A 15435-nucleotide genomic window follows, 5' to 3' on the forward strand; every position below is an offset into this window, starting at 1 on the left:
GTAATTGCTAGGCCGGAAGCCGCACGCTGGCGCGCAGGCCGCCGCCAGGGCGGTTGACCAGGATGACGTCGCCGCCGTGGGCGCGGGCCAGGGAGCGGACGACCGCCAGGCCCAGGCCGTTGCCGCCCGTCTCGCGATTGCGCGAGGGCTCGCCGCGATAGAAGGGCTCGAACACCCGCTCCAATTCGCTGGCGGGGATGCCGGGGCCGTCGTCATCGACCTCGATGATCGCCATATTGTCCTCGGCATAGACCCGGCCACGCGCGCGCACGCCATATTTCAGGGCGTTCTCGACGAGGTTGGCGACCAGGCGCTTGAGCGCCACCGGATCGCCCTCGATCACGGTCTTTTCGGTTCGCTCGACGATGGCGTCGCCCCCCGTCTCGGCGGCCTCATCGATCACGCTCTCCACCAGGGATGACAGCTCCAGCTTGGTGCGCTCGGCCGGACGCTGGGTGTCGCGCACGAAGCCCAGGGTGGCGGCGATCATCGCCTCCATCTGGTCGATGTCGGCGGCCAGCTTGGGCCGGATGTCGTCGGGCACGGCCTCGATGCGGAACTTCAGGCGGGTCAGGGGCGTGCGCAGGTCGTGGGCGATGGCCCCCACCATGGCGGTGCGGTCCTCGACATACCGGCGCAGGCGCTCCTGCATCATGTTGAAGGCGGTGGCGGCGGCGACCACCTCGCCCGAGCCGGAAATGCTCAGCGGCGGGGTGCGTGGGTCCTTGCCCAGACGCTCTGCGGCGTCGGCGAAGGCGGTGATCGGCTGGGCCAGGCGGCGGGCGAACAACCACGCCAGCGGCGTGACGGCGATCACCGACAGCAACAGGATCAGCAGCACGCGCTGCTGCCAGTTGTCGAAGCGGAACGTGGGCTTGGGTTCGACCACCAGCCAGCGGCCGTCGCTCTGGCGTACGCCGAGCTTGAAGTCGCCGAAGATCAGCGGCTCGTCGACACCCTTGCCGCGCGCGCCGGGGGGACTGCCGGGGACTCCGGGGCCGCCGCCCTCGCGGGCGAACGGCTCGCGGGCGCTGGGGCCACGAGGCGGCGCATCGGGCTTGGGCGGCGTCACCGGCGTTCGGCGCACGAAGAAGCGCGGGCCGTTGTCGATCTGCAGCTCGATGCGGTTGACCGGCACGTCGACCGCGCGGCTGATATCGGTCTTGAAGTCGATGCGGCGCGGGGTGTCCTGACCCATCGGGTGCAGGGTGACGCGCTGCTTGACGACCAGCAGGCGACCGTCGCGCGGCTGAACCGGCTGGCCGGTCTTCAGGGCGCGCGCGATCTCGCTGGACCGATAGAACTCGGGCGGCGGCGGCGGCAGGGTGAAGATGACCGCGATCGCGATCAGCTGGGCCGCCACCAGGGTGACGATCACCAGCCCCAGGGCCTGGACGAACAGCGGCGCGCCGCGCCGGAAGAGGGTCATGGGGTGCGGACGACCTTGGCGGTGAACATGTAGCCTTCGCTGCGGATCGTGCGGATCAGCTCGCTGCCGCCGCCGTCGTCCAGCTTGCGGCGAAGCCGGCTGATCTGGACGTCTATGGCCCGGTCATAGGCGTCGCTGTCGCGGCCTCTAGCCAGGTCCAGCAGCTGGTCGCGGGTCAGGACGCGTTGAGGCCGCTCGACGAAGGCGCGCAGCAGCGAGAACTCGCCGCTGGACAGGTTGACCACCACCGACTGGGGCGAGCGCAGTTCGCGGCGGACCAGATCCAGGCGCCAGCCGGCGAACTCGCAGGCCGCGCCCATGGCGTCGTCGACGGCGCGCGGTTCCTGCCGGCGGCGCAGCACGGCGCGAACGCGGGCCAGCAGCTCGCGCGGATTGCAGGGCTTGGGCAGGTAGTCGTCGGCCCCGAGCTCCAGGCCGACGATGCGGTCGGTGTCCTCGCCCATGGCCGAGAGCATGATGATCGCCGGGCCGTCGCTGTTCGACGACAGGCGGCGGCAGATGGCCAGGCCGTCCTCGCCGGGCAGCATGATGTCCAGCACGATCAGGTCGATGGGGCCGCGCGCCAGGACCTGCTCCATGGTTCGGGCGTCCTGGGCGGTCTCGACCACGTAGCCGTGCCGGGCCAGGAAGTCGGAGACGACGTCGCGGATGCCGGGATCGTCGTCAACGATGAGGATGCGCGGAGCCGCGCCACGCTGGGCGTCGGCGTCGCTCTGGGCGGTGCTTTGGACGTTTTCCATCAGAATTCCCTGTCACGCCCCCGTCACGCTTAGATTTCACGCCTGAAACAGCGGCGCAAACGGTCATGCGATCCAGTGTCGCACGGGCGGCGCGTCTTTCCTCAGCCCGGCGAATGGTTCTTCGGCGTCTGATAGGCCTCGCCTTGCGCCGCCATCGCCGCCACCACGCGATCGCCGACGAACGGATTGTTGCGCCGCTCGGCCCCGAAGGTCGACATCGGCCCGTGGCCGGGCACGAACCGCACGTCCTCGCCCAATGGCCAGAGCTTCTGGGTGATCGCGTCGATCAGGTCCTGATGGTTGCCGCGCGGGAAGTCGGTGCGGCCGATCGAGCCCTGGAACAGCACGTCGCCGACCTGGGCGAACTTGGTCTCGCGATGGAAGAACACGACGTGGCCGGGCGTGTGGCCGGGGCAGTGGAAGACCTCGAACTGGGTCTCGCCCAGGGTGACGGTGTCGCCGTCGTCCAGCCAGCGGTCGGTGACGAAGATCCGCGCCTCGGGCATGCCGTACATTTCACCGGACTGCTGGATCTGGTCGATCCAGAACTGGTCGTCCTTGTGCGGGCCTTCGATCGGGACGCCGGTGCGGGCCTTCAGCTCGGCCGCGCCGCCGGCGTGGTCCATGTGGCCGTGGGTGATCCAGATCTTCTCGAGAGTCAGGCCCTTGTCGGCGATGGCCTTGAGCAGGCGGTCGACCTCGCCGCCGGGATCGATCACGGCGGCCTTCATCGTCTTGGTGCACCAGACGATCGTGCAGTTCTGCTGCAGCGGCGTGACCGGGGCGATCACGGCGGCGATGGGCATGCCCTGGGTCATAGAGGCGACCTCCAAAAGAAAAGGGCGGGAGCCGAAGCGCCCGCCCTCTCTGACCTAAGGCCTAACAGCCGAAGATCAATCGCGTTCTTCCTTCGAGCCCGGGGCCGGGGCGCCCGGCATCGGGGGAACCGGACCGCCCGGCGCGTCCGAAGCCAGTTCCGGAACGTCCGTCAGGCCACGGCCGACATGGCTCTTGCGGTAGCCGTAGGCGAAATAGATCACCAGACCGATGGCGCCCCAGATCGGCAGAACCAGCATCGCTTCGGCCGGCAGGTTGAAGTACAGCGCCGCGCAGCCGACCATGGCCAGCGGGGCCACGACCCACACGAACGGGGTCTTGAACGGACGCGGACGGTTCGGATCCTTCACCCGCAGCACCATCACCGCGATCGCCACCATGAAGAAGGCGAACAGGGTGCCGGAGTTGGAGATGTCGGCCAGTTGGCCGACCGGGAAGAAGGCTGCGGCCAGCGCCACGAACAGGCCGGTTGCGATCGTGACGATGTGCGGGGTCTTCCACTTGGGGTGGATGGTGGCCAGCTTCTCCGGCAGCAGGCCGTCGCGGGCCATGACGAAGAAGATACGGGTCTGGCCGTAGATCATCATCAGGATGACCGAGGGCAGGGCCAGGTTGGCGGCGAGGCCAAGGGCGTTGCCAACGATCGGCCAGTTGATCTCGCGCAGGACGTGGGCCAGGGCCTCGTTCGAGCAGACCAGGCGGTTGGCGTTCTCGCTGAGGGCGCAGGCGGCCTGGAAGGCGGCCGAGCCGGGCTGGACGGCCGAACCGTCGGCGCCGAGCACCGGCTGAGCGCCGATGGCGCCGATCGCGCCGGCCGCGACCAGCAGATAGAAGACGGTGCAGATGGCCAGCGAGCCGATCAGGCCGATCGGCACGTTGCGCTGCGGGTTCTTGGTCTCCTCGGCGGCGGTCGACACGGCGTCGAAGCCGACATAGGCGAAGAAGATCGAGGCGGCGGCGCCGACCACGCCCATGCCCGTCGTGCCGGCGGGACCGAACCAGCCGTTCGGGGTGAACGGCGAGAAGTTGCCGGTCTTCACGGCCGGCAGGGTCAGGACCACGAACACGGTCAGGGCCGTCACCTTGATGGCCACCAGCACGGCGTTGACGCGGGCGCTTTCGGTGGTGCCGAGGACCAGCAGAGCCGTCACGGCCAGGGCCACGACGATGGCCGGGATGTTGACGATGCCGACGCTGAAGTCAGCAGCCGGCATCCAGCCGTTCATCGACCAGGCGGGCCCGGACTTGAACAAGGCCGGCCATTGGAATCCGAACGCATGCTCGATCAGGCCCAGGAAGTAGCCGGACCAACCGGCCGAAACGGCCGACGCCGCGACGGCGTATTCGAGAATCAGCGCCCAGCCGACCATCCAGGCCAGCAATTCGCCCATGACGGCGTAGGTGTAGGTGTAGGCGGAGCCCGAGACCGGGACCATCGAGGCCAGTTCAGAATAGCAGAGCGCGGCGATGGCGCAGACGGCGCCGGCGATCACGAAGCTCCACATCATGCCCGGACCGGCCTTCTGGGCGGCGGCGGCGGTCAGAACGAAGATGCCCGTACCGATGATCGCGCCAACCCCGAGCAGCGTCAGCTGAATGGGGCCAAGCGAGCGGTGAAGGGATTTTTTCTGAGCCGTCGCTAGGATCGCATCAAGCGATTTTACGCGCCACATAGTTCCTCCTGATAGGCAAGACTCCCCCCTGGGGTCGCCTTTAGAAAATTTTGCGGACCGTGACCCGTTTATGAGCATGGGGTCAAGGTCGAGCAGCGGATGCGCGTAAATGTTCTCCCAGGCCCTGGCTAGTCCAGCGCTGCTTGGCGGCGGGGGCGGCTGCGGCTAAAGCGGGCGCGATGTTGCCCATTTTCGAGGCCCTTCCGGCGCTGAAAGGCGCCCTCGCCGAGCGGGAGACCGCCGTTCTCGTCGCGCCGCCTGGCGCGGGCAAGACCACGGCCGTTCCCCTTGCGCTGCTGGACGAGTCGTGGACGCAAGGCCGCAAGATCATCGTCCTGGAGCCCCGTCGCCTGGCCGCCCGCGCCGCCGCCTCGCGGATGGCCGCGAACTTGAGCGAATCCGTCGGCGAGACGGTCGGCTTCCGGGTGCGTCTGCAGTCCAAGGTCTCAAGCCGGACGCGCATCGAGGTGGTCACCGAAGGCGTCTTTACCCGGATGATTCTCGACGACCCGGGCCTGGATGGCGTCGCGGCCGTGCTGTTCGACGAGTTCCACGAACGCAGCCTCGATGCCGACCTCGGCCTGGCCTTCGCCCGCGACGTCCAGAGCGTGCTGCGCGACGACCTGCGGCTGCTGGTCATGTCGGCGACCCTGGACGGCGCGCGGATCTCGGCTCTGCTGGGCGACGCGCCGATCGTCGAGAGTCAGGGGCGGATGTTCCCGGTCGACACCCGCTATCTGGGCCGCGATGAGCGCCAGCGGTTGGAGGAACGCGTCGGCCGCGCCGTCGAACGGGCGCTGGCGGAAGAGACCGGCAGCGTCCTCGTTTTCCTGCCGGGCCAGGGCGAGATCCGTCGCGCCGAGAGCTGGCTGAACGAACGCCTGCGCCGACCGGACGTCGATGTCGCGCCTCTGTACGGCGCGCTGGATCCGGCCGTGCAGGACCGCGCCATCGCCGCCGCGCCGGCCGGCCGCCGCAAGGTGGTGCTGGCGACCTCGATCGCCGAGACCAGCCTGACCATCGAGGGCGTCCGCGTCGTGATCGACGCCGGCCTGGCCCGCGTGCCGCGCTATGATCCGGCGTCCGGGATTACCCGTCTGGACACCGTCCGCGTCAGCCGCGCCGCCGCCGACCAGCGTCGTGGCCGCGCCGGCCGCACCGAGCCCGGCGTCTGCTATCGCCTGTGGGATGAGCCGGAGACCCGCGCCCTGCCGGCCTTCGCCCGGCCGGAGATCCTGGAGGCGGACCTCTCGCGCCTGGCGCTGGACTTGGCCCGCTGGGGCGCGCGCGATCCTTCGGGTCTCACCTTCCTGGACCCGCCGCCGGCCGCCGCCTTCGCCGAGGCGAGGACCTTGCTGACTCGCATCCAGGCGCTGGACGGGCAGGGGGATCTCACGCCGCACGGCAAGGCCCTGGCCGAGATGCCCCTGCCGCCGCGCCTGGCGCACATGGTCGTCCGCGCCGCCGCCTCGGGCCAGGCGCGAGAGGCCGCCGAGATCGCCGCCGTGCTGACCGAGCAAGGTCTCGGCGGCAAGGACGTCGATCTGCGCCGACGCCTGGAAAACCTGCACCGTGACCGCTCGCCGCGCGCCCGCGACGCCATGGCCCTGGTCGAACGCTGGAGCCGCGCGGCCGGCAAACGCTCCGGCGCGAAGACGCTCGAAACCGGCCTGATGCTCGCCGAGGCCTATCCCGAGCGGGTGGCCAAGGCGCGCGGCAAGCCCGGCGAGTTCCAGCTGGCCGGCGGGCGCGGGGTCTATCTGGAGCCGACCGATCCCCTGGCCCGCGAGGCCTGGCTGGCCGTCGGCGAACTGGGCGGAGGCGACAGCCGCGACCGCATCCTGCTGGCCGCCGCCGTCGACGAGGCCGAGCTGCGCGAGACCTTCGCCGACCGCTTGCTGGCCGAGGACCGCCTCGAGACCACGGGCGGCAAGGTTCGCGCCAAGCGCCTGCTTCGCCTGGGCCGCCTCGTGCTGGAAGAGCGCCTGATCGACAACCCCGACCCGGCCATGATCGCCGGCGCCCTGATGGACCAGGTCCGGGGCGAGGGGCTTTCCGGACTGCGTCTGGGGCAGGGGATCGAAGGCTTCCGCAGCCGGGTCGCGTTCCTGCGCGGCTTGGATGGCGAAGCCTGGCCCGACCTTTCCGACGCAGCTCTGCTGGCGCATCTGGACGCATGGCTGGAGCCGCTGCTGCATGGCCGCTCGTCGCTGGCCAGCGTCGATGAGAACAGCCTGGACGGCGCGATCCGGTCGCTGGTCCCCTGGGACCTGCAGCAGAAGGTCGACCAGATGCTGCCGGCCCGCTTCAAGGCGCCGACCGGCACCACCGTGGCCATCGACTACGCCGCCGAGGCCGGTCCGCGCATCGATATCCGCGTGCAGGAGCTGTTCGGCCTGACCGAGCACCCCAGCATCGCCGGCGGCAAGGTGCCTCTGGTTCTGTCGCTGCTCTCGCCCGGCCACAAGCCGATCCAGATCACCCGCGACCTGCCCGGCTTCTGGAAGGGCTCGTGGCGCGAGGTGAAGATCGAGATGAAGGGCCGCTACCCCCGCCACGTCTGGCCGGACGACCCGGCGAATACCGCGCCGACGACGCGCGCCAAGCCGCGCGGGACCTAACCCGTCACCGTATAGATCATGATCCCTGTGGCCACCGACAGGTTCAGGCTGTCGGCGCGGCCGCGCATGGGGATCTTGACGTTGACGTCGCACGCCGCCGCAAGCTCGGGCGGCAGGCCTTGCTGCTCGTTGCCCATCAGGATCAGCGACGGCTTCACGTAATCGGCGCTCTTGTGGTCCACCGTCGCGGTCAGCAGGGTGCCGACCACGCTGCCGGGCCAGGTCTCGCGCCAGGCCAGGAACTCGGCGATGGTCGCCTTGGCGATCTTGACCGCGAAGATAGAGCCCATGGTCGCGCGCACGCCCTCGACCGAATAGGGATCGACGCAGTCGCCGACCAGGATCACGCCGCCGCAGCCGGCCGCGTCGGCGGTGCGGATGACGGTGCCCAGGTTGCCGGGATCGCGGACGGCCTGCATGGCGACCCAGCACGGCGCGCTCTCGGGCACGATGGCCGACAGCGGCGTGTAGACCTGTTTGAAGACGGCGACGACCGCCTGCGGATTGTCGCGACGCGAGACCTTTTCGAGGATTTCGCGATTGACCTCAATGACTTCGCCGCCCGCCTTCAGGCAGGCCGCGACAGCCTTCTTCAGCATCGGATGGTCGGCGGCGTCCGGACCGTACATGACGATCTTGGGCGCGTGGCCGCAATCGATCGCCTCGATGACGATCTTCAGGCCCTCGGCCAGGAACAGGCCGCTCTCCTCGCGCTCCTTGCGCATGTGCAGGGCGCGGACGGCCTTGACAGTGTTGTTGGTCAGGGAGGTTACGGTCTTGGCGTTCATGTCCCTCACCCTTCACCAATCTTGTCTTGGGCAGACCAGCGGGCGAAGAACGACAGGCCGATCTGGCGGTCGCCGTTTTCCTCGACCAGGGAAAGCTCGCCCCAGTCGATCACGCCGCCACGGCCGCTCAGCTCTTGCGCCAGCAGGCCCGACATCGCCGCGCCCGAGACGCGGGCGGCATAGGCGTTCATCAGCAGGAATGAGGCGTCGTCGCTGAGCAGGGCGGCGCAGTCCTTGGTGAGGGCCGAGAGGTCCTCGAACAGGCGCCAGACCTCGCCGTCGGCGCCGCGCCCGAACTTGGGCGGGTCCAGGATGATGCCGTCATATTTGTTGCCGCGCCGCACTTCGCGGGCCACGAACTTGCGGGCGTCCTCGACGATCCAGCGGATCGGCTTGTCAGCCAGGCCCGCGAAGGCGGCGTTCTCGCGGGCGAAGCCGACCGACTTCTTGGAGGCGTCGACATGGGTCACGGCCGCGCCGGCGGCGGCGCAGACCAGCGAGGCTACGCCGGTATAGCCGAACAGATTCAGGATCTTGGGCTGGGGTCCGGAACCCTTGCACAGCGCGCGGACGCGTTCGTCCTGCCAGGCCCAGTTGGCGGCCTGCTCGGGGAAGAAGGCCAGGTGACGAAACGGCGTGAACTGGCCGTGGAACTTGGCTTCGCCCCATCCCAGGTCGAACTTTTCGATCGGCTTGCCCTTGAAGCGCCAGCGACCGGCCTCGTCCTCGTCGGAAGGGTCGAAGACGGCGTCGGCGTCTTCCCAGGCCTTGGCGGGCAGGCGCGGCTCCCAGAAGCACTGCGGCTCGGGGCGAACGACCGTGTAGCGGCCATAGCGTTCCAGCTTCTTGCCGTGACCGCTGTCCAGCAGGGCGTAGTCCGCCCAGCCGGTGGTGCGCATGACGATGGGGGCGGGAGCGATCTTCGGTGCCATCGCCCGCCCATACCGCCTTACGGCCCCAAACGTCCAGACTCGTGGGGTCCAGAGTGCGAGCCGGAGCGCGGGGCGTGCGGGGTCTTGTCCCAGCGATGCGGCGCGGTGACGAACTGGTAGAGCGCCTTTATCCCCGCCAGACTCTGCAGTGGCCAGTACAGCACCATGCCGAACAGATGCAGCGACTTGGGCCGCGCCCGCGTCCGCATGATCCCGCGCGCGCCGGCGATGGCGGAAGCGCTCCAGCCGAGCACGTAGAGCGTCAGGTCCGCCGACGCGATCGTGACGTGGGCGTCCGGCCAGAAGTCGATCGCGGCCAGCGCGACCATCACGGCCATGATCGGTCCGTGCAGATGCGAGGAGGCTACCGACTGGGCCAGGGTTAGCATCAGGGCCATGGCGTTGCGCGGCTGGCGGGGGACGGGACCGCGCAGGCAGACGGCGAGGGTCTGCATGTGTCCCTTGATCCATCGCGCCCGCTGCGGGAGCCATTGTCCCCACGCGGATAGTCGAGGCCCTCAAGACTGTGGACCAGTTCGGCCACCACCTCGGCCTCGCGATAGAGCGGGCAGATAAGCGTGTAGGCTGGCAAATCCTCGTCAGCCAGGGAGGGCGTGAGCGTCGGCGGCAAAGGCGTGCAGGCCGCCGCCAGACGGGTCAGGGCGCCCAGCAGGAAGACGGCGAAGAACAGGTGGTGCGCGATCGTCATCGCCCCGATCGGACTCAGCGCCACGCCGATCGCCGTCAGCAGACCGGCCAGGCCGACGCAGGCCGCTTGCCCACGGGAAAGCGTCTGGTGCGCGCCATCGCGCCCGATCGGAGCGGTGTCTACCCGCTCGATCCACTCAACGGACACAGGTCCGCACGCCGGCGCGAGCGCCGGTTCAAGCCGTCTATCTTCGCGCGCCATGGATGCCCCTGGATACGCTGGTCGCCCCAACGGCGCAGATAAACGAATTTCAACCTTAAAGTGTCAAACGGTAAAAATGCTCGTTTTGGGATGTTTTTTCGCGCGCGCGAGGCGGGACTTTCCTTCCACGCACGTTCTTGCGACGGCTGGGTGATTCCCGTTTAGTGTCGGGCAGGGGAAACGCAGGGGAAGCCAAGTCCGTGACGGTCGTTCTGAAGAAGCCTCACAAGTCCGCCAGAAAGCCCAAGGGCGACGGGCACTTGCGTCGGGGCGAGATCCTGGCGGCGGCCGAGAAGATCTTCATCGCCGAAGGCTATTCCGGCGCGACGATCCGCAAGATCGCCGACGCCGTCGGCGTGTCGTCGACCGCGCTCTACATGCACTTCCGCGACAAGGACCAGATCCTGCTGGAGATCAGCAACGACGCCATCGAGCGTCTGCTGGAGCTCAATACTGAAATCGCGGCTCAACCGATCGACCCGGTTTCGCGCGTGCGGGTGATGCTGGAGGCGTACATGAAGTTCGCCCTCGAAAATCCCAACACGTATCAACTGGTGTTTTGCGGCACGGGCGAGCACGTCTCGCCGGACAAGATCGCCGACGTGCTGGCGCTGGGCGACCGCTGCTTCGAGAAGTTCAGCGAGCCGGTGCATCAGATCGCCGCCCAGGGGCGCCTGCGGTCGGGCTCGGCGGTGCAGGCCGCCGAAGTGCTGTGGAGCGGCTGCCATGGCCTGGTGTCGCTGCTGATCACCAAGCCTTCACGCAACTGGTCCGACGCCGAAGAGCTGATGAAGATCATGCTGGACGGTCTGCTGTACGGCCTGGTGACGGACTGATTTCATGAACGCCGCCAAGGCCTTGTGCGCGCTTCTGGCGGCGATGACGCTTGTCCCCTGCGCCGCTTTGGCGGGACCGCGGGTGATGTCGCTCGACTCCTGCGCTGACCAGTATGTGCTGGCCCTGGCGCCACGCGACAGCATCGTCGGCGTGTCGCATCGGGCGATCTCACCCGACAGCTACATGCGCGCTTCAGCCAAGGGCCTGCCGCTGAGGCGGGCGACGTTCGAGAGCCTGGTCGCCGCCAAGCCCGATGTCGTGGTGCGTCTGTGGGGCGGGGATGCGCGGCTCGCCAAGGCTCTACAGGGCAAGGGCGTGGCGACCGTGGCCCTGGAAGACGCGGCAGACTTCGGCGGTGTGCGAGCCAATATCCGCAAGGTCGCCGCCGCCCTGGGCCGCCAGCCGCAAGGCGAGGCGCTGATCGCTAAGATGGACGCCAAGCTGGCCCGGTCGGCGGGGGCGGGGAAGGGGCGCTCGGCGCTCTATCTCACGCCCGGCGGCTATACGGCCGGCTCCCACACCCTGGTCGACGCGATGCTGAAGGCGGCCGGCTACGCCAACGCCACCCCCTCACCGTATTTCGCCCCGGTCTCGCTGGAGCGGATGGTGATGACCCCGCCGGCCGCTGTGGTGCTGGGTCTGTTCGACCTGGCCCGCGCCGGCTCCGACCGCTGGGGGCCGGGACGCCACGCGGCGCTGCAGGGCGCGATCAGGACTCGGACCGTGGCGTCGCTGCCGGCGGCGGTGGTCGGCTGCGCCGGCTGGTTCGCCGCCGACGGTTCGCTGGCCCTGGCGGAGGCGGCGCGTTGAGCCTCCTGCGCCTCTGCCTCCTGATGCTGATCGTCCTGGCGCTGGCGGCGATCGTGGCCATCTCGTTGGGCGAGACGCCGCTGTCGCTGGCTCAGTACGTCCAAGCGCTGAGCCATCCGGCCTCGCCGCCGGGCGAGGTGCTGTGGACCATCCGCGCGCCGCGCGTCGCGGTCGCCGCCCTGGTCGGCGCGGCCCTGGGTCTGTCGGGCGCGACCATGCAGGGGCTGCTGCGCAATCCTCTGGCCGATCCCGGCGTGCTGGGCGTCTCGGCGGTGTCGGGCCTGGGCGCGGCCGTGGCGATCTCGGCGGGCTTGGCTGTGTTGCCGGGCGCGATCGAGCTCTCGGCCCTGGTCGGGGCGCTGGTGGCCGGGGCCGTGGTCGTGGTTTTGGCCGCGCGATTCCGCGAGCCCGAGGCGCTGATCCTGTTCGGCGTGGCGCTGTCGGCGTTCGGCGGCGCCCTGACGGCCCTGGTGTTCAACCTCTCGCCCTCGCCGGTGGCGACGGCCGAGATCCTCGCCTGGCTGATGGGCTCGGTCGAGAACCGGGACTGGCATGACGCGCTAAGGGCTCTGGTCCCGATGGCGATCGGCGCGGCGCTGTGCCTCCGCGCGGGCCAGGGGTTGCGGATGCTGACCTTGGGCGAGGAGGCCGCGCGGATGTCGGGCCTGCCGATGGCGCGCCTGCGCGTCTATGCCGTGGCCGGCTCGGCCCTGCTGACCGGCGCGGGCGTGGCGGCGGCCGGGGTGATCGGCTTCGTCGGCCTGGCCGCGCCGCATCTGGTGCGGGCCCTGGTCAAGGACGACCCCAAGCGGATCCTGTGGCCCTCGGCCCTGGCCGGAGCGCTGCTGTTGGTGCTGGCCGATCTGGCCGCCCGCCTGATCCCCACCGAGCAGGAGCTGAAGCTGGGCGTCGTCACCGCTCTGTTCGGCGCGCCGGCCTTCGCCCTGCTGGCCTGGCGGGCTTCGCGGAGCTGGCGGTCGTGAGCGCGCTCTGGACCCTTACCGACGTCACCGCCCGGCAAGGCCGCAAGACCGTGCTGGAGGCCGCGTCCCTGAACGTGGCGGCGGGCGAGGTGGTTGGCGTGGTCGGCCCCAACGGCGCGGGCAAGACCAGCCTGCTGCGCGCGGGCCTGGGGTTGCTGCCGCTGGCGGCCGGCGAGGCGCGGCTTTCGGGCCGGACGCTGGCCGAGCTGAAGCCAGACGACCGCGCCAGGCTGGTCGGCTACTTGCCGCAGGATCGCCGCGTGGCCTGGAACCTGCCGGCCCGCATGGTCGCCGCCTTGGGCGCGACCGACCTCGCCGACGAGGCCGCCGACGCCTTGGCGCTAGACTGCCTGGCGCGGGTCGGCGCCGCCGAGTTGGCCGATCGCGGCGTGCTGGACATGTCCGGCGGCGAACGGGCCAGAGTGCTTCTGGCGAGGCTCCTGGCCACCCGCGCGCCGCTGCTGATCGCCGATGAGCCGGTGGCGGGCCTGGACCCCGACGCCCAGCTGCTCACCCTGGACCTGCTGCGCGCCGAGGCCGCCAAGGGCGCGGGCGTGGTGGTGACCCTGCACGACCTGGGCCTCGCCGCCCGGTCCTGCGATCGCATCGTGGTGGTCGATCACGGCCGGATCGTCGCCGAGGGGGCGCCGCGCGAGGCGCTATCGCGCTTCATCCTCAGCCACGTGTTCCGGCTGGATGGTGAGTTGATCGAGACGAAGGCCGGGCCCGTTCTGGCGGCCCGCCGGGCTTAAGGCTGGGTGACCGCCGTATCCGCCGAGGCCACCGACGGCGAATAGACATACCCGCCGCGCTTCAGGTCCGACGACAGGGTCAGCGGGCTGACGCCGCCGTTCAGGCGGGCGCGGTAGACCATGGTCGTCTCCAGGGTCCGCATCACGTAGTTGCGGGTCTCGGAGAACGGGATGCACTCGATGAAGTCGAGCGGATCGGTGGTCGCGCCGCGCGGGTCTCCGCACAGGCCCGCCCACTGGGCCGGACGGCCTGGACCGGCGTTGTAGGCGGCGGCGGCCATGATGTACGAACCGCTGAAGCTGCGGACCATGTCGCCCAGATAGACCGAGCCCAGGCGCATGTTGTAGGGCGCATCGCCCAGCCGCTCGATCGAATGGGCCTCGCCCAGCTTGCGGGCGACGATCGAGGCGGTGGCCGGCATCAGCTGCATCATGCCGCGCGCGCCGACGCCCGAACGGGCCGAGGGGTCGAAATTGCTTTCCTGGCGCGAGATCGAATAGACGAACGCCGTCTCGGCCGCGCCCGGACCTGGCGTGAAATGGTGGTCCAGCAGCGGATAGCCGCGCTCGGGCAGGATGAAGCCGCGCTGGGCTGCGGTGCGCACGGCGCGCATGGCCAGGTCCTGGTCGCCATAGCCGCGGGCGAAGTCGACCAGCAGGGCGCTTTCCTCGGCATTGGGCAGGGTGTCGTCGATGTAGAGGACCAGGCTGCGGAACAGGTCGCGATTACCGGTGTCGGCCAGCATCCGCGCGGCGCGGATCTGCTCGCGGCCATAGAAGCGGGCGCGATCGGCCTGGGTGATGACCGGGTCGCGGTCCAGGCGCAATTCCTTCAGCCCCGCCTTCTCGGCGGCCAGCTGCCCGTAGAAGGTGGTGATGTGGCGCGCGCCCTCGGCATAGAAGGCCTGGGCGGCGATCAGGTCGCCTTGCGCCTCGGCTGCGCGGCCTTGCCAGTAGAGGGCGCGGCCTCGCGTGATCGGCGAGGCGCCGACGGCGGCGATCTGGGCGAAGTGGGCGGCGGCGGCGTCCGGATTCTTCAGGCGGGTCAGGGCGATCCAGCCGGCGTAGAACTCGCTCTCGGCGATGTCGGCCGGGGCCAGGGCCTGGGTGTTGTCGGCGGCGGCATAGGCGCCGGCGCTGTTGCCGGCCTTCAGGGCCGCGACGATCAGCTGCTTGCGTTCCTTCCAGATCGCCGTCGAGGCTTCCTCGGTTGGCGGGGCCGGGAAGTTGACCACCATCGGCAGGGCCAGGGTGTCCATGCCGTTGCGGCGCAGATAGGCCGCGCGCTCGAACACCACGCCGGGCGAGCTTTGCAAATCGGGCGTCAGGCCGTTGTAGAGCGTGTTGGCGTTGCTGGCGTTCTGGCGATAGGCCATCCGCACGCGGGCGGTGGACTGCCCCGTGTCCGAAAGCATGGCGACCAGGTCGCGGGCGGCCGGACCCTGCTGGCCGTAAAGGAGGATGTCGGCGCGGCGGTTGTAGTCGTCGGGCGTCAGCATGGCGCCGAAGCGGGCGATCATGCTGCGCTGGGCGTCGGCCTCGAACACCTTGTCGCGGAAGGTGCGGCGGATCAGGTTGGCAGCGTCCTGGGTCTTGCCGGTCGCCTGATAGGCCGAGGCCAGCGCCATGGCGCCCTCGGCCGTCGCCGGCTGGGCGCCGCCGAACCAGGCGATGATGCGGGCCGGATCCAGGCCGGAGGTCGACAGAGCCTTCTCGGCGGCGGCGTCGCGACGCGCGCCGCGCGGCCAGCCGGCGAGGTCGCGGCGGGCGGCGTCCAGCTCGAAGAAGCTCATCGCTTCGGCGTTGCTGTCGATCAGTTGCCACTGGGCGATCTTCTTGGCGACCGGGTCCTGCAGGCTGTCCATGGCCATGCGCGCGCCCGAGACGTCGCCGCGCTTGGCGGCGGCCAGGGCCGTTTGCAGGTTGGCGCTGTCGGTGTCGGACAGCGCGCCAGGAACCGCGGTCGGCGGCGTGGTGATCAGGCCGGGCTGGCTGGAGTACGAGGTCGCATAGCCCGACGTCGTCTGGGCGTCCGCCGCCCCGACCACGGCCACGATGCAAGCTCCTCCGAGCAGAATCCGACGCACCACTGAAGCCAAAAC

General features: G+C 69.8%; 14 protein-coding genes. 5 read left to right on the plus strand and 9 right to left on the minus strand.

What is annotated here, in order from left to right:
- Positions 1 to 7: 7 nt before the first annotated feature.
- The 4 genes from CSW62_RS08905 to CSW62_RS08920 form a co-directional block, all read right to left on the minus strand.
- On the minus strand, positions 8 to 1429 hold the full coding sequence (locus CSW62_RS08905) for an ATP-binding protein (protein WP_099576957.1): 1422 nt from the start codon (positions 1427 to 1429) through the stop codon (positions 8 to 10).
- Positions 1426 to 2190, minus strand: a complete 765-nt coding sequence (locus CSW62_RS08910; protein WP_099576959.1) for a response regulator — start codon at positions 2188 to 2190, stop codon at positions 1426 to 1428. The genes CSW62_RS08905 and CSW62_RS08910 overlap by 4 nt, the downstream gene beginning before the upstream one ends.
- A gap of 101 nt (positions 2191 to 2291) precedes the next feature.
- The gene (locus CSW62_RS08915; RefSeq protein ID WP_099576961.1) at positions 2292 to 3008 is read right to left on the minus strand and encodes an MBL fold metallo-hydrolase; all 717 of its coding nucleotides are present in this window, start codon (positions 3006 to 3008) and stop codon (positions 2292 to 2294) included.
- A gap of 75 nt (positions 3009 to 3083) precedes the next feature.
- A complete protein-coding gene (locus CSW62_RS08920; protein WP_099576963.1) occupies positions 3084 to 4700 on the minus strand; it encodes an amino acid permease in 1617 nt (538 codons plus the stop codon).
- Between the two features lie 179 nt (positions 4701 to 4879).
- On the opposite strand from CSW62_RS08920, the gene hrpB reads away from it, so the two are divergent.
- Entirely contained in the window at positions 4880 to 7321 is a 2442-nt protein-coding gene (gene hrpB, locus CSW62_RS08925; protein ID WP_099576965.1) for an ATP-dependent helicase HrpB, read from the plus strand.
- Here the strand turns inward: hrpB and CSW62_RS08930 are convergent.
- The 4 genes from CSW62_RS08930 to CSW62_RS26865 are packed head-to-tail and all read right to left on the minus strand — an operon-like array spanning position 7318 to position 9897.
- Positions 7318 to 8109 carry an RNA methyltransferase gene (locus CSW62_RS08930; protein WP_099576967.1) on the minus strand — a complete coding sequence of 264 codons (792 nt, stop codon included), beginning with the start codon at positions 8107 to 8109 and terminating at the stop codon, positions 7318 to 7320. The two genes, hrpB and CSW62_RS08930, sit on opposite strands and share 4 nt — an antisense overlap.
- A gap of 5 nt (positions 8110 to 8114) precedes the next feature.
- Positions 8115 to 9041 carry a class I SAM-dependent methyltransferase gene (locus CSW62_RS08935; RefSeq protein ID WP_099576969.1) on the minus strand — a complete coding sequence of 309 codons (927 nt, stop codon included), beginning with the start codon at positions 9039 to 9041 and terminating at the stop codon, positions 8115 to 8117.
- Between the two features lie 17 nt (positions 9042 to 9058).
- Positions 9059 to 9496 carry a hypothetical protein gene (locus CSW62_RS26860; protein ID WP_233206638.1) on the minus strand — a complete coding sequence of 146 codons (438 nt, stop codon included), beginning with the start codon at positions 9494 to 9496 and terminating at the stop codon, positions 9059 to 9061.
- The gene (locus tag CSW62_RS26865) at positions 9430 to 9897 is read right to left on the minus strand and encodes a hypothetical protein (RefSeq protein WP_233206639.1); all 468 of its coding nucleotides are present in this window, start codon (positions 9895 to 9897) and stop codon (positions 9430 to 9432) included. The genes CSW62_RS26860 and CSW62_RS26865 overlap by 67 nt, the downstream gene beginning before the upstream one ends.
- Positions 9898 to 10151: 254 nt before the next feature.
- Here CSW62_RS26865 and CSW62_RS08945 point away from each other — a divergent pair, with 254 nt between their 5' ends.
- From CSW62_RS08945 to CSW62_RS08960, 4 genes are read left to right on the plus strand one after another with little or no spacing between them, the layout of a single operon-like run.
- Entirely contained in the window at positions 10152 to 10787 is a 636-nt protein-coding gene (locus CSW62_RS08945; RefSeq protein ID WP_099576971.1) for a TetR/AcrR family transcriptional regulator, read from the plus strand.
- Between the two features lie 4 nt (positions 10788 to 10791).
- A complete protein-coding gene (locus CSW62_RS08950; RefSeq protein ID WP_099576973.1) occupies positions 10792 to 11598 on the plus strand; it encodes an ABC transporter substrate-binding protein in 807 nt (268 codons plus the stop codon).
- Positions 11541 to 12581 (plus strand): iron ABC transporter permease, encoded by a 1041-nt coding sequence (locus tag CSW62_RS08955; RefSeq protein WP_099576975.1) that lies wholly within the window; start codon positions 11541 to 11543, stop codon positions 12579 to 12581. The genes CSW62_RS08950 and CSW62_RS08955 overlap by 58 nt, the downstream gene beginning before the upstream one ends.
- Complete coding sequence (locus tag CSW62_RS08960) at positions 12578 to 13333, plus strand: ABC transporter ATP-binding protein (protein ID WP_099576977.1); 756 nt, start codon at positions 12578 to 12580, stop codon at positions 13331 to 13333. The genes CSW62_RS08955 and CSW62_RS08960 overlap by 4 nt, the downstream gene beginning before the upstream one ends.
- Here the strand turns inward: CSW62_RS08960 and CSW62_RS08965 are convergent.
- Positions 13330 to 15432: a lytic transglycosylase domain-containing protein gene (locus CSW62_RS08965; protein WP_199170552.1), complete on the minus strand. Its 2103-nt coding sequence runs from the start codon at positions 15430 to 15432 to the stop codon at positions 13330 to 13332. The two genes, CSW62_RS08960 and CSW62_RS08965, sit on opposite strands and share 4 nt — an antisense overlap.
- Positions 15433 to 15435 lie beyond the last annotated feature (3 nt).

The organism is Caulobacter sp. FWC2 (assembly GCF_002742625.1).
Classification (GTDB): Bacteria; Pseudomonadota; Alphaproteobacteria; order Caulobacterales; family Caulobacteraceae; genus Caulobacter.